The organism is Sandaracinobacteroides sayramensis, from assembly GCF_022014495.1.
Taxonomy (GTDB): Bacteria; Pseudomonadota; Alphaproteobacteria; order Sphingomonadales; family Sphingomonadaceae; genus Sandaracinobacteroides; species Sandaracinobacteroides sayramense.
In genome coordinates this window covers 59,397-79,079 of sequence record NZ_JAKLSQ010000014.1, presented here as the reverse complement: position 1 = coordinate 79,079, position 19,683 = coordinate 59,397, and the positions used below count along the sequence as shown (strand labels likewise).

Sequence of the window (19,683 nt, the reverse complement as noted above, 5' to 3'; positions counted from 1 at the left end):
CGGGATCAGTCCGCGTTCGCAATAACTTCGCGGCCGTCGTAGAAACCGCAGGCCGGGCAGATGTGGTGCGAAAGCTTCAGTTCGCCGCAGTTGGAGCATTCCTGCGGGTTCGCCGCGGTCAGCGCGTGGTGGCTGCGCCGCATGTTGCGCCGCGAGGGCGAGGTCTTGCGCTTGGGGACGGCCATGAGGCACCTTCTTCTTGAACGGGGCAGCGCCGCGCGGGGGTATCCCGCGCCCGATGCCAGAAACAGTGGGAATCGAGCGCGCGATCATAGCCAAAAATCGCGAAAAGGCAAGAGCCGGCTACAGGAGCCAGGTAGGGGAGTGACGAATGCAGCTTACCATGATCACCGCGGGATTGCTGGCGCTTCTCGTCGTCGCGCTGGGTTTCCGCATCTCGCTGCGCCGCCGCCAGGCGCGCATTCCCATCGGCGACGGCGGCGACGCCATCCTGCAGCAGCGGATCCGCGCCCATGGCAATTGCGTCGAGACCGTGCCGCTGGCCCTCATCCTCCTGTTCCTCGCCGAGCAGGCCTATGGCCAGCCCTGGTATCTGATCGCGCTTGCCGCCCTGCTGGTCGCCTCCCGCCTGCTGCACCCGATCGGCATGGGCCTGCCCGCCCCCAATCTGCCGAGGGTCGCCGGCATATTGGGCACCTGGGGCGTCACCGCCCTATTGGCGATCCTCCTCCTCTGGCGCGGGCTTTCGCTCTGCGGCTCTTGCCTGGTCGGGGCTTGATCGCCAAACAGCGCCGATGATCCCCGCCTTCTTCGGCCTCGCCGGCACCGAACTGTCCCCCGACGAGCGCGCGCTGTTCGCAGCCGCCGCGCCCGCCGGCTACATCCTCTTCAAGCGCAACATCGACACGCCCGAACAGGTCCGCGCCCTGACGGACAGCCTGCGCGACCTGTCCGGCGACCCGCGCCTCCCCATCCTCATCGATCAGGAAGGCGGCCGCGTCGCCCGGCTGCGCCCGCCCCACTGGCCGGAATACCCCTCGCCCATCGTCTTCGGTGAGGCGTGGGAGAAGGCCCCGCTCACCGCCATGGCCGCCGCCCGCGCCAATGCCCGCGCGCTAGGGCTGATGCTGTCTGGCCTCGGCGTCAGCGTCGACTGCCTGCCGCTGCTCGATGTGAAGGCGGAGGGCATGCACGAGGTGATCGGCGACCGCAGCTACGGCACCGACCCGCACATGGTCGCCTCCCTTGGCCGCGCCACCCTCGACGGGCTGAAGGCCGGCGGCTGCGTCGGAGTCGTCAAGCACATCCCCGGCCACGGGCGCGGCACGCTCGATTCGCACCTCGCGCTCCCCACCGTCACCGCCTCGGCCGGCGAGTTGGAGACAGACCTCATCCCCTTCCGCCGCCTCGCCGACGCGCCGATGGCGATGACCGCGCACATCCTCTACACCGCCTGGGACGGCGAGCTGTGCGCCTCCCTCTCCCCCACGATCATCGCCGACATCATCCGCGGCAGCATCGGCTTCGACAATCTGCTGATGTCGGACGATCTCGGCATGCAGGCGCTCGGCACCCAGCCCGGCGGCGAGACGATGGCCGGCCGCGCCAAGGGCGTCATCGCCGCCGGCTGCGACATCGCCCTCCATTGCTCCGGCGATTTCGCCGAAATGCGCGAAGTGGCGGACGCGCTTTCCCCCATCGGCGACAAGGCGCTGGAACGCCTGCGCCGCGCCATGGACTGGGCCTCGCCCCCCGAAGGCGACAGCGCCCTCTTCGCCCAACAGCGCGACGCCCTCCTCGGCGCGGCATGAGCGGGGCCTTCGCCGAAGACCCGCCCCGCCCCGCCGCCGAGCCGGAGGCGTTGATCCTCTCCTTCGAAAGCTGGGAGGGGCCGCTCGACCTGCTGCTGAACCTGGCCCGCACGCAGAAGATCGACCTTGCGAAGATCCCTATCCTGCCGCTGGTCGAGCAATATCTCGCCTATATCCAGAAGGCGCGCGCGCTCAGGCTGGAGATCGCCGCCGACTATCTGGTGATGGCCGCCTGGCTCGCCTATCTGAAGTCCGCCCTCCTCCTCCCGCGCGAGGAAGCGCCCGAGCCCGACCCCAACGACCTCGCCGAGCGGCTGCGCTGGCGCCTGCAACGGCTGGAGGCCATGCGTGCGGCAGCGGAAAAGCTGCTCCGCCGCGATCTCCTCGGCCGCGACGTCTTCGCGCGCGGCGCCCCCGAAGGGCTGCGCACCGTCCGCCACGCCAGCATCGACGTGACGCTCTACGAACTGCTCGCCGCCTATGGCGCCATCCACGGCCGCGGCCGCGCCACCCCCTGGACTCCGCACGACCGGGGCCAGATCCTGACGCTGGAAGACGCCCTGCAACGCCTTTCCGGCCTCGTCGGCCAGGCGCTCGACTGGACGGAACTGAAACGCTTCCTCCCCGGCACCGAGGACGAGGCGCTGGCCCGCTCGACGCTCGCCTCCTCCTTCGTGGCGGCGCTGGAACTGGTCCGCACCGGGGCAGCCGAACTGTCGCAGGCGGAAGCCTTCGGGCCGTTGATGGTGCGCACAAGGGCACGCGGCTGACGTCCGCCAGCAAGTCGAAGGGGCTCCGCCCCTTCACCCCGGCAGGGGCGTGACGCCCCTGCACCCCCGATTCTCAACCAAAAAAACCCCGTCACCCCGGGCTTGACCCGGGGTCCAGCTTTTCCACCTCGAGGGAGGTGAGGAAACGGATTGCCTGCGGCGCTGGGAAAAGCCAGTTTCAAACCCCATTCCCTACACAAATTCCACCCAACCCATTGAAACCAAAGTGTAGGAAAATGTTCCACGTGGAACAACCAAACCGGTAAAAGCCTCAGCCAGGCCGCCGCCCCGCCCAGGGCGCCGCCTGCTCCACCTGCGCCGCAAGCTGCAACAGCAGCAGGTCCGCCCCGAACCGCCCTTGCGCCATGATGCCGATGGGCAGCCCGTCGGCCGACTGGCCCAGCGGCAGGGTGATGGCCGGCGTGCCGGTCATGTTCGCCAGCCCCACGAACGGGCAGAAGCGGCTGTAGGTCTCCACGAACTGCTGGTGATCCGGGTTGGACAGGCTCAGCAGCCCCAGTTCCACCGGCGGCTCGGCCAGCGTCGGCGACAGGATGATGTCGTAGCTTTGCAGGAAGCGGTCCAGCGCCATGCAGCCCTCTTCCAGGCTGCGCAGCGCCTGCTCATGCTCCAACGCCGTGCGCGTCAGCCCCATGCGCCGCCAGTTCTGAACCGCCGGCTCCAGCCCCTCGCCGGGGTCGCGGCCCCAGGCGCGGGCGAATTCGGCGATGTCGGAAGCCGTGCTGACGGCGATGTTGGTGATGTTGGCGCCCATCAGCGCCGCCCAGTCGAGCGCCGGCACCGCCGGCTCGACAGGATGGCCAAGCCCTTGCAGCAGCCGCGCGGCCGCTTCCAGCGCCGCCGCCACATCCGGGTGGATCGCCCCGCCGATGGGCGAGCGATCCACCAGCGCCACCTTCAACCCGACAGGCGCCCGCTCCAGCGCCGCCAGATAGCCGCCTTCGGGAAGCGGCGGCGTGGCGCGGGTGCCGGCCGACGGCCCGGCCATCGCGTCCAGAAAGGCGGCGCAGTCGCGCACGCTGCGGGCGATCGGCCCGGTGACGGACATGCCGTTCCACAGCGTTTCCTTCAGCGGCCCATGCGGGATCAGCCCGCGCGAGGTCTTGAGGCCGACGAGGCCGCAGCAACTCGCCGGCACGCGGATCGATCCGCCCCCGTCCGACGCCTGCGCCAGCGGCACCGCGCCTACTGCGACGGCCACCGCCGCGCCGCCCGACGAGCCGCCGGCGATCCTCGTCGGGTCCCAGGGGTTGCGCGTCAGTCCGGTCGCCTCGCTTTCGGTGGTGATGGTCAGGCCCAGTTCGGGCGTCGTCGTCTTGCCGAAGGTCACCAGCCCGGCGGCGTCGGCGCGGTCGACGATCACCGAATTCCAGCTCGGCGTGTAATGGAAGGAGCGGCTGCCCATGCCGGTCACCTCGCCGGCGACATCCACCGCCAGATCCTTCACCAGAAAGGGCACGCCGGCCAGCGGCCCCTCGCCGGGGGGCAGCGCCTTCGCGCGCTCCGGGAACAGGCGGACGATATAGTTGAACTTCGGCTGGGTTTCCGAAACGCGCGCCAGCGCCGCCTCCAGCAGTTCCTCCGCCTTCACCTCCCTTCGCTTCACCAGCCGGGCGAGGCCCACGGCATCCGTGTCGCGGTAAAGGGAGGTGATGGCGCTCATCCGATGCTCTCCATGCGTTTCAGCGCCTCGGAAAGATCGGCGATCAGATCGTCCGGGTCCTCGAGGCCGATGGACAATCTTAGGCTGAGCCCGGACGGCACGAAACCGCCCAGCTTTCGCAGTTTTTCCGGGCTGGTGGGGATGGCGAGGCTTTCATAGCCGCCCCAGGAAAAGCCGATTCCGAAATGCGAAAGCTGGTCGAAGAAGATGGGCGCGTCGGCGCGCGATCCGGTCTTCAGCACCACGCCGAACAGGCCGGAACTGCCGCTGAAGTCGCGCTTCCAGTTCTCATGGCCGGGGCAGTCGGGCAGCGCCGGGTGCAGAACCCGCTCCACCAGCGGCTGCGCCTTCAGCCAATGGGCGATCTTCAGGGCCGATTCCTGCTGCCGCGCCATGCGCACGGGCAGGGTGCGGAAGCCGCGCAGCGCCAGCGCCGCCTCGTCGCCGGAAACGCAATGGCCGAGCTGCCAGGCGGTGGAGCGCAGCCGGCCGAACCACTCGGGCGTGGCGCTGACCGAGCCCATCATCACGTCGGAATGGCCGGCGACATATTTGGTGAGCGCCTGCATCACCATGTCGCAACCGGCGGCGATGCCCTTGAAGTGCAGGCTGGCGGCCCAGGTGTTGTCCAGCAGGGTGGCGATTCCGGCCTGCCGCGCCGCCGCCGTCATCGCCGGGATGTCCTGCACCTCGAAGGTGAGGGAGCCGGGCGATTCCAGCACCAGCAGCCGGGTGTTCGGGCGGAACTTCCCGGCGATCGCGCCGCCGATCAGCGGATCATAGGCTTCCGCCTGCACCCCCAGTTGCCGCAGCAGGCCATGGGAAAGATGCGTGGTCGGATCATAGGCGCTGTCGGGGATCAGCAGATGCTCGCCGGGCTTCAGCGCCGCCAGCATAGCGCCGGTGATCGCCGCCACGCCGGACGGGTAGAGCATCGTGCCTTCCGCGCCCGGCTCCAGCCCGGTCAGCGCCTCGCGCAGCGCCCAGGTGGTGGGTGTGCCCTTGCGGCCGTAGAACAGGGTCTCGTCCTGCCGCTGGTTGGCGGAGTCCATGTCGGCGATCGTCGGGTAGAGGATGGTGGACGCGCGCCAGACCGGCGGGTTCACGATCCCGCCGGTGCCTTCGCGATTCTGCGTCCATTCCGGCCGGCGGCCCGCGGCCGCCGCCCAGGTCTCCGGCTTGTCGTGGCTGTGGCTCACGCCCCCGTGACGACCGGGGTGTCGGCCTGCGCCCCCCATTCCGCCCAGCTTCCGTCATAGAGCGCGGGCGACTTCGCGCCGAGCAGCGTGGCGGCCAGCACCACCGAGGCGGCGGTGATTCCCGAGCCGCAGCTGGCGATCAGCGGCTTCAGCGGATCGACTCCGGCGTCGGCGAAGGCGGCCTTCAGGCCTTCGGCGTCCTTGATGTGCCCGTCGGCTGTGTAGAGCGTGCTGGCGGGCAGGTTCTTCGCGCCGGGCATATGGCCGGCGCGGACTCCGGGTCGGGTTTCGGCTTCGGCGCCGGTGAAGCGGCCGGCCGGGCGGGCGTCCACCACCTGCGCTTCGCCGGACTTCAGATTCTCGCGCATGGCGGCGAGGTCGCGCACCGACGACATGTCGGCCCAGACGGTGAAGTGGCGGTGGCGGACGATCGGCTTGCCGCTTTCCAGCGCGCCGCCGGCGGCCTTCCAGGCGTCCAGCCCGCCGTCCAGCACGGCGACCTGGTGCGCGCCGAACAGGTGGAACATCCACCAGGCGCGCGCCGCCGAGCGCAGCGGGCTGTTGTCGTAGACGATGATGCGCGAGCCGTCGCCCAGGCCCATCGCCTGCGCCCGGCTGGCGAATTTCTCCGGCGTCGGCAGCATGTGCGGCAGGCCGGAGGAGGGGTCGGTCACTTCTTCCAGATCCAGGAAGACGGCGCCGGGGATATGCTCGGCCTCGAACTCGGCCCGGGCATCGCGTTCATGCACGGGCAGGAAGAGCGTGGCATCGACGATTCGCACGTCGCTCTTTTCGATTTCGCCCTTCAACCATTCTGCGCTGACGATCGCTTCCATCATATCCCCAATATGCTGCGGCGCCCGAGGGCGGGACCGGCGCATCCTTACCGGGGCCGTTCCGCGCCGACAAGCGCCGCCGCCACTGAATCCCGTCGAAGCGCGGCCGTAAAGCCTGTCTGAACTGGTATGGGCCCGGGAGGAAGCCGCTGTGGAACAGCTTTCGCAGGATGCGGTCCGGCAACTGCTGGCAAGGGCGCGCGCCGGCGGCCCGGCGCCGAGGTCCTGGGCCGATCCCGCCGTGAAGCCGGCGGCGGGCGCCGGCGTGCGCCCGGCGCCGGTGGGCGAGGCGCCGAGCGGGGTCGAAAGGCGGCTGGTGCGCCGGGCCGAGCTGCTGTGGGCGAAGCTCGCCGGAGAGCTGCCCATGCCGGCCGCCGACCGGGTGGGCGAGCTGCTGCGCCCGCCGTTCGCGGCGCAGGCGCTGCTGCTGGAAATGCCGGCGGGGGGGCTGGCGACTCTGGGGTTCGTCGGGGATTCGCTGGCGCTCATCGCCGGCCTGTCGCCGGGAATCCTGCCGGAGCCTTCCGGCCTCAGCCGCGTCGGCGCGCGGCTCGTCGCCCTGGGGCGCAAGGCGGCGGCGCTTGGCCAGCCCTGCCTTTACGACAGCGACGATGCCGAGGCCGCCGATGGCGAGCGGGCCGACGGGCAATTGCTGATGCGCGCCATCGCCCTGCCGCTTTCGGGGGTGCTCCAGCCGGGCGGCGGGCTGTTCGGGCGCGCGGACCGCGGCCTTGCGCCGGGCGCCAGCGTGGCGGTCGTCGCCTCCTGGCGCAAGCTGCTGTCCGCCGAGGAGACGAACGCGCTGCACCGGGAACTGGCCGCCGCCATCGAATGGATGCACCGGCAGGGCGGCTGAAGCGCATCCGCCGCCGAAACGGCGGAACCGGGCGCGGCTTTCCGTGGAATCGGCGGATGCCGCCCGAATCTTCCGCAATCGGCCAAGCTTGAAGCGGTCCGGCAAGTGGCGCATAGCTGCGGCAGACTGGCCGGGCGGCGATAGCCGGGCCCTGCCGCTGGACCATGCGGATGGCCTGCCATATCGGCGGGCCGTCCGTTCAACTGGCGGCCTTGCCGCCTGGATATGAGGTGGTGAGATGCCGAACGAGGCCCCCGGCGCGGATTCCCCGGCAGATTTCGATCCTGAGAGCTTCCCGGCCGATCTGCGCAAGGCTTTCCGCCAGCAGCTTTACGCCAGCGCCACCCCGTCCGAAACCGAGGGGCTGAGCGATGTCGACCTCGACCGGCTGGCCGATCTGGCGCTCGCCACCTTCGCCGTCCGGCCGCACGGCACGCACAATGTGCATGTGGGCGCCGGCGAGGGCGATGTCGGCCGGCGGCACATGGCGGTGATCCTGAACACCGACGACATGCCCTTCCTGGTGGACAGCGCCACCGCCGCAATAGGGGCCGAGGGGCTGGAAATCCGCCGGCTGATCCACCCGATCCTCAGCGTCCGCCGCGACGACAAGGGCCGGGTGGTGGCGCTGGGCGAGGCGGATGCGCCGCGCGAGAGCCTGATCCTGATGGACGTGGAGCGCGCGCCGGCGAAGAAGCGCGCGCATCTGGCGCAGCAGCTGGACCTCGTCTACGCCGATGTGCGCCGCGCCGTGAACGACTGGCAGCCGATGCTGCGCGAGCTGCGCACCGCCGCGCGCACGCTGAACGACAATCCGCCGCCGGTGGCGCCGCATGTGCTGGCGGAAATCATCGCCTTCCTGGAATGGCTGGCGGCCGACAATTTCACCCTGCTGGGCTTCGCCGACGGGCAGAAGCGGCTGGGCCTGCTGGCCGAGCGCGCCCGCTGGCCGGCGCCTTCGGCCGACGGCTCGACCGATCCCGTCATCATCCACAAGGCGCCTCAGCGATCGACGGTGCACCGGCCGGTGCCGTTCGACGTGATCACCGTGCAGCGCTTCGACGGGCAGGGCAAGGTGATCGGCGCGGCGCATTTCCTGGGCCTGTTCGCCAGCGCCGCGCTGCGCGAAAGCCCGCGCCGGGTGCCGCTGATCCGCCGCAAGGTCGCCGAAGTGGCGGAGCGGCTGGGCTATGCCCCGCGCAGCCACGCCGGCCGGGCGCTGACGCATGTGATCGAGACCTTCCCGCGCGAGGAGATGTTCCAGATCGACGCGGAAGAGCTGCTGGTGATGGCGAAGGGCCTGCTTTCGCTGCTGGATCGGCCGCGCCCGCAGCTTTTCCTGCGCCGCGACAGCCGTTCGGGCAACACCTCGGTGCTGGTCTATATCCCGAGGGAAACCTACTCCGCCGACCTGCGCCAGCGGGTGGGCGCCATGCTGCAGCAGGAAACCGGCGGCCGGCTGGGCAAGTTCGACGCCGAGCTGCACGCCGAGGGGCTGGCCCGCGTGCACTATATCCTGGAGGGCGTGGAGCAGGCGCCCGACGCCGAGCAGCTGAACCAGCGGCTGCTGCAACTGACGCGCGGCTGGGACGACGAGCTGGAGCTGGCGCTGGTGGAACGCGCCGGCGCCATCCGCGCAGCGCGGCTGGCGCTGACGCATGGCCGCGCCTTCTCGCTGGGCTATCGCTCGGAATTCAACGCGCAGGAAGCCGCCGACGACATCCTGCGCCTGACCGAGCTTTCCTCGCCGGCCGACCGGCATGTGGCGCTCTACCGGCGCGAGGGCGATCCGCAGCAGGTGGTGCGGCTGAAGATCTACCGGCTGGGCGAGATCATCCCGCTTTCGGACTCGGTGCCGATGCTGGAGAATTTCGGCTTCCGCGTGGTGGAGGAAGTGCCCTACGATCTGGCCGACGGCGAACTGGGCTGGATCCACGACTTCAAGCTGGAAACCGCGGTGGCGCCGGCCGACCTGCCGCCCTTCTGCGAGGTGGTGAACCCGGCGCTGGACGCGGTGCTGACCGGAATCCAGGAAAATGACGCCTTCAACGCCCTCATCCCCTCGTGCGGGCTGACGGCGGAGGAAGCGAACTGGCTGCGGGCCTGGTTCCGCTACCTGCGGCAGACCGGCACCTCCTATTCGATGCAGACGGTGGTGGACGCGCTGCGGCGCAACCAGCCGGCGACGCTGGCGCTGATCGCCCTGTTCCGCGCGAGGTTGGGGCCGGATGCCGGCGACAAGGCGGCGGAAGCGGCGCACGCCACTTTCCGCGAGGCGCTGGACGCGGTGCAGGCGATCGACGAGGATCGGATATTGCGCCTGTTCGAGGGGCTGATCCTGGCCATGCTGCGCACAAACGCCTTCCTGCCCGGCGGGCCGGCGGCGCTGGCCTTCAAGCTGGAATCGGCGAAGGTGCCGGGCCTGCCGAAGCCGCACCCCTGGCGGGAAATCTGGGTCTATTCGCCGCGCGTGGAGGGAATCCACCTGCGCGGCGGGCCGATCGCGCGCGGCGGTCTGCGCTGGTCCGACCGGCGGGACGATTTCCGCACCGAGGTGCTTGGGCTGGTGAAGGCGCAGGTCGTCAAGAATTCGGTGATCGTGCCGACGGGGGCGAAGGGCGGCTTCTATCCGAAGCAGCTGCCGGACCCGGCGGTGGACCGCGACGGCTGGGCGGCCGAAGGCAAGGAAGCCTATAAGCTGTTCATCCGCACGCTGCTGTCCATCACCGACAATCTGAGCGCCGACGGCAAGGTGGTGCCGCCGGCGCATGTCTTCCGCCGCGACGCCGACGACCCCTATCTGGTGGTCGCCGCCGACAAGGGGACGGCGAGCTTCTCCGACACCGCGAACGCCATTTCCGAGGACAGCGGCTTCTGGCTGGACGACGCCTTCGCCAGCGGCGGCTCGGTCGGCTACGACCATAAGGCGATGGGGATCACCGCGCGCGGGGCCTGGGTTTCCGTGACTCGGCATTTCGCCGAAATGGGCATCGACGTGCAGGCCGATCCCGTGACGGTGGCCGGCGTCGGCGACATGTCGGGCGACGTGTTCGGCAACGGCATGCTGCTGTCGAAGGCGCTGAAGCTGGTCTGCGCCTTCGACCATCGCCATATCTTCCTCGACCCGTCGCCCGATCCGGCGGCGAGCTGGGCGGAGCGCAAGCGGCTGTTCGAGCTGCCGCGATCCTCCTGGGCGGATTATGATCCGAAGCTGATCTCGAAGGGCGGCGGGGTGTTCCCGCGCTCGCAGAAGTCGATTCCGTTGACAGCGGAAGTGCGGGCGCTGCTGGGGGTGACGGCGGACTCGCTTTCGCCGACCGAGCTGATGACGGCGGTGCTGAAGGCGCCCGTGGACCTGCTGTGGTTCGGCGGCATCGGCACCTATCTGAAGGCCACGTCCGAATCGAACGCGGATGTGGGCGACCGGGCGAACGACGCCATCCGGGTGAACGGGCAGGAAGTGCGCGCGCGGGTGATCGGCGAAGGCGCGAACCTGGGCGTGACGCAGGCCGGGCGAATCGAATACGCCGGGCAGGGCGGGCGGCTGAACACCGACTTCATCGACAATTCGGCCGGTGTCGACACCTCCGACCATGAAGTGAACATCAAGATCGCCCTGGGGGCGGCGATCCGCGCCGGGCGGCTGGACATGGCCGAGCGGGACCGGCTGCTGGCCTCGATGACGGACGAGGTGGCGGAACTGGTGCTGGCCAACAACAGCGCCCAGACGCTGGTGCTGTCGGTGGCGGAATCGCATGCGGCGGCGCGGCTCCAGGGCCATGTGCGGCTGATGGGGATATTGGAATCCTCCGGCCGGCTCGACCGGCAGATCGAGGGGCTTCCGGGCGCCCGCGAGCTGGAGGAGCGCAAGCGGCTGGGCCGGGGGCTGACGCGGCCGGAACTGGCGGTGCTGCTGTCCTACACCAAGATGGAGCTGAAGGACGCGCTGGCGAACTCGGCGGTGGTGGAAGACCCGCTGACCGAGCCGGAGCTGTTCCGCGAATTCCCGCCGGCGATGCACGAGCGCTTCCGGGCGGAGATCGAGGGGCACCAGCTTCGCCGGCAGATCGTCTCCACCATGCTGGCGAACAAGCTGGTGAACCGGGGCGGGCTGACGCTGGGGCATGATCTGGCCGCCGAGCTCGGCTTCCCGCTGGAGACGATCGCGGCGGCCTTCGTGTCGGCGCGGACGCTGTTCGATCTGGACAGCCTGTGGAAGGCGATCGACGAGGCGAATGTGCCGGCGGCGCAGGCGCTGGCGCTGCACGCGGAGGCCGCCGACATCACCCGCATCCTGGTCGGCGATCTGGCGCGGCGCACCGGGGCGGAAAGCCCGGCGCGCCTCTCCGCGCGGCTGGCGCCGGGGCTGAAGCGGCTGATCGGCAGCCTGGACCAGTTGCTGCGCCCCGAACCGCGGGCGCAGGTGGAGGCGATCCGCCAGCGGCTGGCGCTGGCAGGGGCGCCCGCCAATGTGATCGACTGGATCGCGACGCTGAACGCGCTTTCGAGCGCGGCCGGCGTGGTGGCGCTGGCCTCCGACCTTGGCCTGGAGGAGGCGGAGACGGCGGAAGCCTATACCCGCCTCGGCGAGACGCTGGGGATCGACTGGGCGCAGGGCGCGACCCGGGCGCTTGCGCCGAGCGACAGCTGGGAGCGGCTGCTGGCGGCGACCACCACCCGCAGCTTCGAGGTGATGCGCCTCGACCTCATCCGGCGGCTGACGCCGGAGGGCGGCAAGCCGCTGGAGGCGATCGGCGACTGGGTGAAGGCGCATGAGGCCGAGGTGCAGGCGCTGGCGCGGACGATCGATGTCGCCCGGCAGTCCGGCGCGCCGACGCTGCCGATGCTGGCGCATCTGGCGACGATCGCGCGCGGCGTGCTGGCGGTTTGAGGGACGGGGGTCGGGTCAGGGGGGAGTTGCACCTGGGGTTCCGTCGCCCCGGGCTTGACCCGGGGTCCAGCTTTCTTGCCGGAAGCGTTTGGGGCGTGGAAAAGCTGGACCCCGGGTCAAGCCCGGGGCGACGGGGATTGGGGACGGGGTTCTTGTCGGGGGTTGGTGATGGGGGTCGGTAGGGCTGCTGGTTGGTAATTCTGACCTGCCCGTTACCCTCGGCGCCTCAGGCTGCCAGCGGCAGGATCACCCTTGCCCTGAGGCCGCCCTGCCGGCGGTTCATCAGTTCCACGTCGCCGCCATGGGCGCGGGCGATGGAGCGGACCACCGAGAGGCCAAGCCCGGTGCCGCCGGTCTCGCGGCTGCGGGAGCGTTCGAGGCGGTAGAAAGGCTCGAACACCCGCTCCAGTTCGGCTTCCGGGATTCCGGGGCCTTCATCCTCGATGTCGACGACCGCGTGGCCGCCGTCCTTCCAGACGCGGGCCCGGGCGCGGTGGCCATAGGCCTCGCCATTTTCCAGCAGGTTGGAGATGAGGCGGCGGAGTTCGCCGACGTCGCCTTCCACCACCAGCATGTCCTTCACTTCGGCGCTGACCCGGTGGCCGGTTTCCGCAAGATCGTCGGCGACCTTCTCCACCAGCGAGCCGAGCTCCAGCCGCTGGCGCTCGGGCGGCTGGCTGTCGGCGCGGGCGAAGCCCAGCGTCGCCTTAACCATCGCCTCCATCTCGGCGACATCGGCGCGCATCCGCTCCCGCTCGGGGCCGTCCAGCGTTTCCAGCCGGAAGGCGAGGCGGGTGAGCGGGGTGCGCAGGTCGTGGGCGATGGCGCCCAGCATCTGCGTGCGGTCGGTCACATAGGCCTGCAGGCGCTGCTGCATCTGGCGGACGGCTTCCGCCGCGCGCTCCACCTCCTCCGGCCCTTCCACCTTGGGCGGGAGGGCGCGGGGGTCGCGGCCGATTCGCTCGGCGGCGTCGGCGAACTGCTCGAACGGGCGGGCGAGGCGGCGGGCGAACAGCCAGGCGGCGGGCAGCATGATGAAGGCGCTGGAGATGAACAGCAGCAGGAAGCGCTTTTCCCGCATGTTGAAGGGGTTCTGGTCGCGCGGCTCGACCAGCAGCCAGCCGTCCTTCTGGCGGACGCCGACCAGGAAATGGCCGATCAGCGCCGGCTCCGGCTCGCCCTTGCCTCCGTGCGGATAGACTTCGACGAAGCGGCGGCCCTGCACGTCGGTGACGCGCACGGTGACGTCGGCGGGGTCGCGGCCGAGAAGATTGGCGAGGTCGGTCTCCAGCCGGCGCAGCGCCGGGGAATTGTCGCTGTCGCGCGGCGGGGCGACCGGCACGCGGGTGAAGGTGAGCGCCGCCTCGTCCCGGGCGAGGATGGCGTCCGAAAGGGCGCCGATCGGCACGGTGCGCGGCGGGTCCGGCGGCAACACCGCCAGCAGCGCCAGGTTGATGAGCTGCGCCACGGCGACGGTGACGAGCACCAGCGCGAAGATCTGCGTGAAGAGCGAACTCGGGATCTCGTGCGCGGCGGGGCGGCGGGGCGGCGCCTCGTCGGTTTCCGGGAATGGCATGTTCCCGCCCCGGCTCAGCGGCGCACGACCTTGGGCGTGAACATATAGCCTTCGTTGCGCACGGTGCGGATCAACTCGTCGTGCGAATTGGTGGCGCTGTCCAGCTTGCGGCGCAGGCGGCTGATCTGCACATCGATCGAGCGGTCGTAGCTTTCCGAGCCCTTGCCGCGCGCCAGATCGAGGAGATCCTCCCGCGCCAGCGGCTGCTGCGGCCGTTCCACGAAGACGCGCAGCAGGGAGAATTCGCCGTCCGACAGCGAGATGAGGACATTTTCGGGCGAGCTGAGCTCGCGGCGGACCAGATCGAGCTTCCAGCCGTCGAACTCGGCGAGGAGGCCGCCTTGCGGCTCGGCGGCGGCCGGCTCGGTGCGGCGGCGGAGCACGGCGCGGATTCGCGCCAGCAGCTCGCGCGGGTTGCAGGGCTTGGGCAGATAATCGTCTGCACCGACTTCCAGCCCGACGATGCGGTCGCTGTCCTCGCCCATGGCCGAGAGCATGATGATCGCCGGGCCGCCGGGGCCGGCGAGCCGGCGGGCGATTTCCAGGCCATGCTCGCCCGGCATCATCAGGTCGAGGACGATGAGGTCGAACGGCTGGGGCGCGGCGGCGATCGCCCGGTCCATGGCGGCGCCGTCTTCGGCGGTGGTGACGTCATAGCCGTGGCGGCCGAGAAAGTCCGAAACGAGGTCGCGAATGCCGGGGTCGTCGTCGACAAGCAGGATGTTCGGCACGATTTGCCTTTCCTTATTTTCGCTTTTCTAGACCTGTGGAGGGCCGGACGCCAGAGATTAGGGGGGGATGGGCTTGCTGGAGGCCCCCACCCCAACCCCTCCTCAAGGGGAGGGGCTTTTCAGGGTTTGGCCTTGGGGATGGCGGAAGGCTCCGTCTTCACCTTGCAGGTGCGGGCGGTGACTCCGGCGGCCGGGTCGTCCACCTGATCGGCGGGGGCCTGCTGCAGCAGCACCTCTCCATCCTTTTCCCACCAGATGATGCCCTTGCCGGCCGCCGCGCCGTGCGGCGAGGCGTAACGGGTGCCGGAGGCGGCCCCGGTCGGAGTCAGGCGGAAATCGTCGCCCTGGATGATGAGCGCCACGTCCGGCCGGCCCTCGGCGTCTAGGCCGTAGATTGCGGTCACCGCCATGTCGCCTTCGCATGTGTAGGCGACGGTGCGGACGGCCTTCGCCTGCGATTGCCGGGCGGGGGCTTCGGCGGGCTTTTCCGCCGGCTTCTCGCCGCAGGCGGACAGCATCAGCAGCAGCGCGAGGCCGGTGGCGCGGATCACGCCTTCAGCGCCTTTTCGATGGCGGCGGTGAGGGCGGCGCTGTCCGGCGTGACCTTGCTGTTGTAGCCGGCGATCAGCTTGCCATCTTTGCCGATCAGGAATTTGTGGAAGTTCCACTTCGGCTCATTCTCGGTCGGCAGTTGCGTCTTGGCCCAGCGGTAGAGGGGGATGGCGTTCGCGCCCTTCACATGCGCCTTTTCGGCCATGGGGAAGGTGATCCCGAACTTCGTCTCGCAGAATTCCTTGATCTTGCCGTTGTCGTCATATTCCTGGCTCATGAAATCGCCGGACGGCACGCCGATCACGGTGAAGCCCTTCGCCGCATAGCTCTGCTGCAGCTTCTGCAGGCCTTCATATTGCGAGGTGAAGCCGCAGAAGCTGGCGGTGTTCACCAGCAGCACCACCTTGCCCTTGTAGGCGTCGAGCGGGAGCGGCTTGCCGTCTATCCGCGTCAGGGTGAAGTCGTGGGCGCTGCCCGCGGTTGCGGGCGGCTGGGCGGCGGGCGCCTTCGCCGTCTGGGCCTTCGTCGCGGACACGACCATTCCGCCGGCGGCCAGAAGCACGCCCGCGCCAAGGATGGAAAACCAGATGCGCATGAGACCCCCAGTGGTTGGTCGGGTAGGTTGGTTGACACGGGCTTTAACGGAAAGCGAATCGGGCAGCAACCGGGAAGCTTCGCCCGGCGGGCCGGCTTTCTTCTCCTACCGCTTTGCCCGAAGAAAAGCTGGGCCCCGGGTCAAGCCCGGGGAGACGGGGGTGGCGTGCGGAACGCCCCCTCGTCCATGTTCGCCCGAGGGTTTGCGGCGGCCGATCTTGCGCCTATGGAAGCGCGATGAAACGCAAGGCAGGACAGGATCGCACCCTCACCCGCAACTGGCGGCCGGCGACGCAGGCCGTTCGCGGCGGCACCGCGCGCAGCGAATATGGGGAAACGTCGGAAGCGCTCTTCCTGACGTCGGGCTATTGCTACGACAGCGCCGAGGAAGCCGCCGCCCGCTTCCGCGGCGACGAGAAGGGCATGACCTACTCGCGGCTGCAGAACCCCACCGTGGAGATGCTGGAGCAGCGCCTGGCGCTGATGGAAGGGGCGGAAGCCTGCCGCGCCTCGGCCTCCGGCATGGCGGCGATGACGGCGGCGCTGATGAGCACGCTTTCCGCCGGCGACCATCTGCTGGCCGGGCGTTCGCTGTTCGGAAGCTGCCGCGTGCTGGTGGACACGATCCTGCCGCGCTTCGGAATCGAAACGACGACGGTGGACGGACGCGACAGCGACGCCTTCCGAAAGGCGATGCGGCCGAACACCAAGGCGATCTTCGTGGAGACGCCGGCCAATCCGACGCTGGATATCGTCGACATCGGCGCCGTCGCCGACATCGCGCACGACGGCGGCGCCTTGCTGTTCGTGGACAACGCCTTCGCCTCCCCCATCGTGCAGCGGCCGCTGGATCTGGGCGCGGACATCGTCGGCTATTCGGCGACCAAGCTGATGGACGGGCAGGGCCGCGTGCTGGGCGGGGCGGTGATGGGGCCGGAGAAGTGGATGGAGGAGACCTATCTGGCCTTCACCCGCCACACCGGGCCGGTGCTTTCCGCCTTCAACGCCTGGGTGCTGCTGAAGAGCCTGGAGACGCTGGACCTGCGCGTTCGCCGCGCCTGTGACAATGCGCTGAAGGTGGCCGACGCGTTGGAAGCGCGCGTGCCGCGCCTGCTCTATCCGGGGCTGGAAAGCCATCCGCAGCAGGCGCTGGCGATGCGGCAGATGACGGCCGGCGGCACCATCCTCGCCCTGCATCTGGATGGCGGGCGGGCGCAGGCGCACGGCCTGCTGGACGCGCTGCGGCTGGTCGACATTTCCAACAATGTGGGGGACAGTCGCTCGCTGATGACGCATCCCGCCTCCACCACCCATGCCGCCGTCGCCGAGCCGGTTCGCGCGGAAATGGGCGTGGGCGAGGGGATGCTGCGGCTTTCCGTCGGCCTGGAGGATGCGGACGATGTGATCGACGACCTGGACCAGGCGCTGAAGGCGGTCGGCCTTTGAGCCTGCCCGGGCTGTTCAGCGCGGTGGCGACGACCGAGGGGATCATAGTTCGGGTGCAGCCGCGCTATGCCGGCGACCAGTCCGACCCGGAAAATGGCCATTGGGTGTGGCATTACCATATCCGCATCGAGAATGGCTCGGGCGTGACGGTGCGGCTGATCGACCGGGCGTGGGTGATCGTGGACGGCAATGGCGCGCGCCGCGACGTGATGGGCGAAGGCGTGGTGGGCGAGCAGCCCGAAATCCATCCCGGCGAAAGCTACGACTATGTGTCGGGCTGCCCGCTTTCCACCCCGATGGGGCATATGCGCGGGCGCTACGGGATGGAAGACAAGGGCGGCCGGCGCTTCGAGGTGGAGATTCCCGGCTTCGACCTGATTTCCCCGGACACGAAGGGAGCGGCCAACTGAGATGAAACGTTCCCTCATTCCCCTGAACGCGCTGCGCGTGTTCGATGCGGCGGCGCGGTCCTTGAGCTTCACCAAGGCGGCGGACGAGCTGGCGGTGACGCCCGCCGCCGTCGGCCAGCAGATCCGGGCGCTGGAGGAGACGCTGGGGGTGATCCTGTTCCGCCGCACCGCGCGCGGGCTGGAACTGACGCCGGAAGCGGCGCGGGCGCTGCCGCACCTCCGGTCCGGCTTCACCGCCTTCGAGGAAACGGTGTCGGCGCTGCGCGAGGGGCAGGGGGCGACAAGGCTGTCGCTGGGCTGCGCGCGCGGGGCCATCCGGCACTGGCTGATGCCGCGCCTGTCGCGCTGGCTGGAGGCGAACGCCGATGCCTCGGTGCAGGTGCTGGCGCTGGACGGGCCGGTGGACTTCTCGCAGGCGAACCTGGACCTGGCGCTGAGCTACGGCCCGACGCCGGACGCCGAAGGGGTGTTCGGCCGCAAGCTGGCCGACGAATTGCTGGTGACGGTGGCGGTGCCGGGCATCGAAGGGCGGCCCCTAGGCTGGCGGAGCCTCGAAGGCCCGGCGGTGGCGCTGCCCGACGCCGGCGCGGCGCTGGACTGGGCGCTGGCCGGGCTGGGCGAAGCGCAGGTGCCGCTGACGCTGGCCGCCGACGCGCTGGAAGCGGGGCTGCTGGAAGAACGCGGCGAGCGGGTGCCGACCGACGACGCCTACTGGCTGTGCGCGCCGGCGCCGCAGTGGAAAAGCGCCAAGGTGAAGGCGCTGGTGGAGCAGTTGCTGGAGGCTTTGTGAGCGGCAGGCCTGCCTCCGGCGGCTCGGGCTCCGCCCGAGACCCGGCAGGGGCGTGACGCCCCTGCACCCCCGGGTGTTTTGGGTGGGGTGGGAATTGTCTATGTTGTTGTTGCAGAATAGCAGCTTTTAGGCCGGGTGCGGACTGACGGCTTTTGACGCGCCGCCCAGTTCAAATTGCGCTTCAGACAATTGGTATGCTGTGCCCGAAATTCCGAATCAATGCGGAGCAAAATAATGAGCAGATTTGCAATGGTATATTTATATTTAGCAATATTCTGTTCAACATCTGCATTGATAATATTTCTATCAGAATCATATATTAATATTATTGCAATGACATTTGCAATAATTGTATTGATTATATTTACAAAAAAATCATCACATGTTTTTCTTAGTTTCTTACTTCCAATTTTATATATTATCATTGCATTTTTGATTTTCTTTTATTTCATAGTAGAGACAGGTTTTCGTGGAAATATTGTATCTTATATCTATGGAGTTTTTTTGATATTATCTTTAGTAGCAGGGTTAATTTGCAGAAAACTTCCAGAAAAGCATTAATCTTTTAATCAGGGTGGCACTTCACTCGTCATCTGAATGTGACGCGGCGAACGGTTCGGGATAGGAGTTCTGGGGGCGAGGCAGAATTCCGGGGGCAGTATATTTAATTCGGAGAATATTTCGATTGACCGGCCGATTGCGTCAGTCATCATTTGATATATGAGTGTAAATTAAGTATACTGTCACCGGTATTTTAAGCTGGTGGAGATAAGGAAGTGCTGGTTCAGGTCTACAACTGAGGTGGCTAGTGATGTCTGAAATCAATATTATAGCCGCACTCGCCATTTTGATAATTTACCTTCGATATGAATTTTTATCTCCATTCGTAAACCCACGGACAGGGCAGCCTGGAACGAAGTTTCAAATCGCTTTACCCTTCCTCGGATTCTTAACCGCCGCGATTTTGGTGCAGTTAGCTGTAACACTGGACAGTCGCCCCATATCGTTCATCCTCCTGGGACTTGGGGCGCTCGCTCTACTGTCCGGTGCTGCCTACGGGGTTTTTCGTCGGTTGCGGTGATAGTGCGGTGGAACATCAGGATGGATAGCAGGATTAAAGGATTAGCTCCCCCCTGTTGGGGTAAGCGGCAGGTGCAGTGGCATGCAGATAGTCATGAATGTAGAGCTGGTCGCGCTTGTGTCGTTGGCGGCATCCTTCCTCCTGCTGACAAAGCTACATCGGCAATTGAGCCACATGATAGAAGGACGCATTTATCTGGAGCGTTCCCAGAACTGGCCGGTCGGCGTTCATGCAAAATACCGGGCCAGCCCCAAGGAACTGATGTTGCACATTGCATCGTTCGGTCTGCTAGGAATCGCCATAGGGCTGCTGGTCTATCTAGAGCAGCAGCTACTGCCTCCCCTTATTGTTGGTGCGTTGGCGCTCGTCGTTTTCTATCTTCTTACAAAAGAAATCAGGAGAAACTTTCCTATAGAGGAGGCGCGGAATAGAATCTTCTTTGAGAAGCAAAAGCGATGATAGCGCATATATAGTGCTGAGCTGGTGCCGACTGAC

General features: G+C 68.0%; 18 protein-coding genes. 10 read left to right on the top strand and 8 right to left on the bottom strand.

Annotated features, from left to right (window positions below; translation table 11 throughout):
* Positions 1-5: 5 nt before the first annotated feature.
* Positions 6-185: a 50S ribosomal protein L32 gene (gene rpmF, locus L6Q21_RS11960; protein WP_237830990.1), complete on the bottom strand. Its 180-nt coding sequence runs from the start codon at positions 183-185 to the stop codon at positions 6-8.
* Between the two features lie 146 nt (positions 186-331).
* Between rpmF and L6Q21_RS11955 the strand changes: the two genes are divergently transcribed.
* From L6Q21_RS11955 to L6Q21_RS11945, 3 genes are read left to right on the top strand one after another with little or no spacing between them, the layout of a single operon-like run.
* Complete coding sequence (locus L6Q21_RS11955) at positions 332-739, top strand: MAPEG family protein (protein ID WP_237830989.1); 408 nt, start codon at positions 332-334, stop codon at positions 737-739.
* A gap of 16 nt (positions 740-755) precedes the next feature.
* A complete protein-coding gene (locus L6Q21_RS11950; protein WP_237830988.1) occupies positions 756-1,772 on the top strand; it encodes a glycoside hydrolase family 3 N-terminal domain-containing protein in 1,017 nt (338 codons plus the stop codon).
* Complete coding sequence (locus L6Q21_RS11945) at positions 1,769-2,542, top strand: segregation and condensation protein A (protein WP_237830987.1); 774 nt, start codon at positions 1,769-1,771, stop codon at positions 2,540-2,542. The genes L6Q21_RS11950 and L6Q21_RS11945 overlap by 4 nt, the downstream gene beginning before the upstream one ends.
* Before the next feature lie 271 nt (positions 2,543-2,813).
* Here L6Q21_RS11945 and L6Q21_RS11940 read toward each other — a convergent pair whose 3' ends face one another.
* The 3 genes from L6Q21_RS11940 to sseA are packed head-to-tail and all read right to left on the bottom strand — an operon-like array spanning position 2,814 to position 6,261.
* On the bottom strand, positions 2,814-4,226 hold the full coding sequence (locus L6Q21_RS11940) for an amidase (RefSeq protein WP_237830986.1): 1,413 nt from the start codon (positions 4,224-4,226) through the stop codon (positions 2,814-2,816).
* Positions 4,223-5,464: a cystathionine beta-lyase gene (gene metC, locus L6Q21_RS11935; protein ID WP_418895827.1), complete on the bottom strand. Its 1,242-nt coding sequence runs from the start codon at positions 5,462-5,464 to the stop codon at positions 4,223-4,225. The genes L6Q21_RS11940 and metC overlap by 4 nt, the downstream gene beginning before the upstream one ends.
* On the bottom strand, positions 5,422-6,261 hold the full coding sequence (gene sseA / locus L6Q21_RS11930; RefSeq protein WP_237831038.1) for a 3-mercaptopyruvate sulfurtransferase: 840 nt from the start codon (positions 6,259-6,261) through the stop codon (positions 5,422-5,424). Before sseA ends, metC begins: the two co-directional genes overlap by 43 nt.
* A gap of 151 nt (positions 6,262-6,412) precedes the next feature.
* Between sseA and L6Q21_RS11925 the strand changes: the two genes are divergently transcribed.
* Together L6Q21_RS11925 and L6Q21_RS11920 are read left to right on the top strand one after the other, a co-directional pair.
* Positions 6,413-7,117 (top strand): hypothetical protein, encoded by a 705-nt coding sequence (locus L6Q21_RS11925; RefSeq protein ID WP_237830984.1) that lies wholly within the window; start codon positions 6,413-6,415, stop codon positions 7,115-7,117.
* Positions 7,118-7,355: 238 nt separating this feature from the next.
* A complete protein-coding gene (locus L6Q21_RS11920) occupies positions 7,356-12,008 on the top strand; it encodes an NAD-glutamate dehydrogenase (RefSeq protein WP_237830983.1) in 4,653 nt (1,550 codons plus the stop codon).
* Between the two features lie 226 nt (positions 12,009-12,234).
* On the opposite strand, the gene L6Q21_RS11915 is transcribed toward L6Q21_RS11920, so the two are convergent.
* The 4 genes from L6Q21_RS11915 to L6Q21_RS11900 form a co-directional block, all read right to left on the bottom strand.
* The gene (locus L6Q21_RS11915; protein WP_237830982.1) at positions 12,235-13,584 is read right to left on the bottom strand and encodes an ATP-binding protein; all 1,350 of its coding nucleotides are present in this window, start codon (positions 13,582-13,584) and stop codon (positions 12,235-12,237) included.
* A 14-nt stretch (positions 13,585-13,598) separates the two neighbouring features.
* Positions 13,599-14,315: a response regulator gene (locus tag L6Q21_RS11910; protein ID WP_237830981.1), complete on the bottom strand. Its 717-nt coding sequence runs from the start codon at positions 14,313-14,315 to the stop codon at positions 13,599-13,601.
* A gap of 119 nt (positions 14,316-14,434) precedes the next feature.
* Positions 14,435-14,866, bottom strand: a complete 432-nt coding sequence (locus L6Q21_RS11905; RefSeq protein ID WP_237830980.1) for an MliC family protein — start codon at positions 14,864-14,866, stop codon at positions 14,435-14,437.
* Complete coding sequence (locus L6Q21_RS11900; protein ID WP_237830979.1) at positions 14,863-15,462, bottom strand: glutathione peroxidase; 600 nt, start codon at positions 15,460-15,462, stop codon at positions 14,863-14,865. Before L6Q21_RS11900 ends, L6Q21_RS11905 begins: the two co-directional genes overlap by 4 nt.
* 236 nt (positions 15,463-15,698) lie before the next feature.
* Here L6Q21_RS11900 and metZ point away from each other — a divergent pair, with 236 nt between their 5' ends.
* The 5 genes from metZ to L6Q21_RS11875 all read left to right on the top strand — a co-directional run bounded on the left by metZ (position 15,699) and on the right by L6Q21_RS11875 (position 19,647).
* Positions 15,699-16,907, top strand: coding sequence for an O-succinylhomoserine sulfhydrylase (gene metZ / locus L6Q21_RS11895; RefSeq protein WP_237830978.1), 1,209 nt, complete (start codon positions 15,699-15,701; stop codon positions 16,905-16,907).
* Between the two features lie 2 nt (positions 16,908-16,909).
* The gene (apaG, locus tag L6Q21_RS11890; RefSeq protein ID WP_237831037.1) at positions 16,910-17,317 is read left to right on the top strand and encodes a Co2+/Mg2+ efflux protein ApaG; all 408 of its coding nucleotides are present in this window, start codon (positions 16,910-16,912) and stop codon (positions 17,315-17,317) included.
* A 1-nt stretch (position 17,318) separates the two neighbouring features.
* Positions 17,319-18,107 (top strand): LysR family transcriptional regulator, encoded by a 789-nt coding sequence (locus L6Q21_RS11885; protein ID WP_237830977.1) that lies wholly within the window; start codon positions 17,319-17,321, stop codon positions 18,105-18,107.
* 811 nt (positions 18,108-18,918) lie between these two features.
* Complete coding sequence (locus L6Q21_RS11880) at positions 18,919-19,188, top strand: hypothetical protein (protein WP_237830976.1); 270 nt, start codon at positions 18,919-18,921, stop codon at positions 19,186-19,188.
* 81 nt (positions 19,189-19,269) lie between these two features.
* The gene (locus tag L6Q21_RS11875) at positions 19,270-19,647 is read left to right on the top strand and encodes a hypothetical protein (protein ID WP_237830975.1); all 378 of its coding nucleotides are present in this window, start codon (positions 19,270-19,272) and stop codon (positions 19,645-19,647) included.
* Positions 19,648-19,683: the final 36 nt, after the last annotated feature.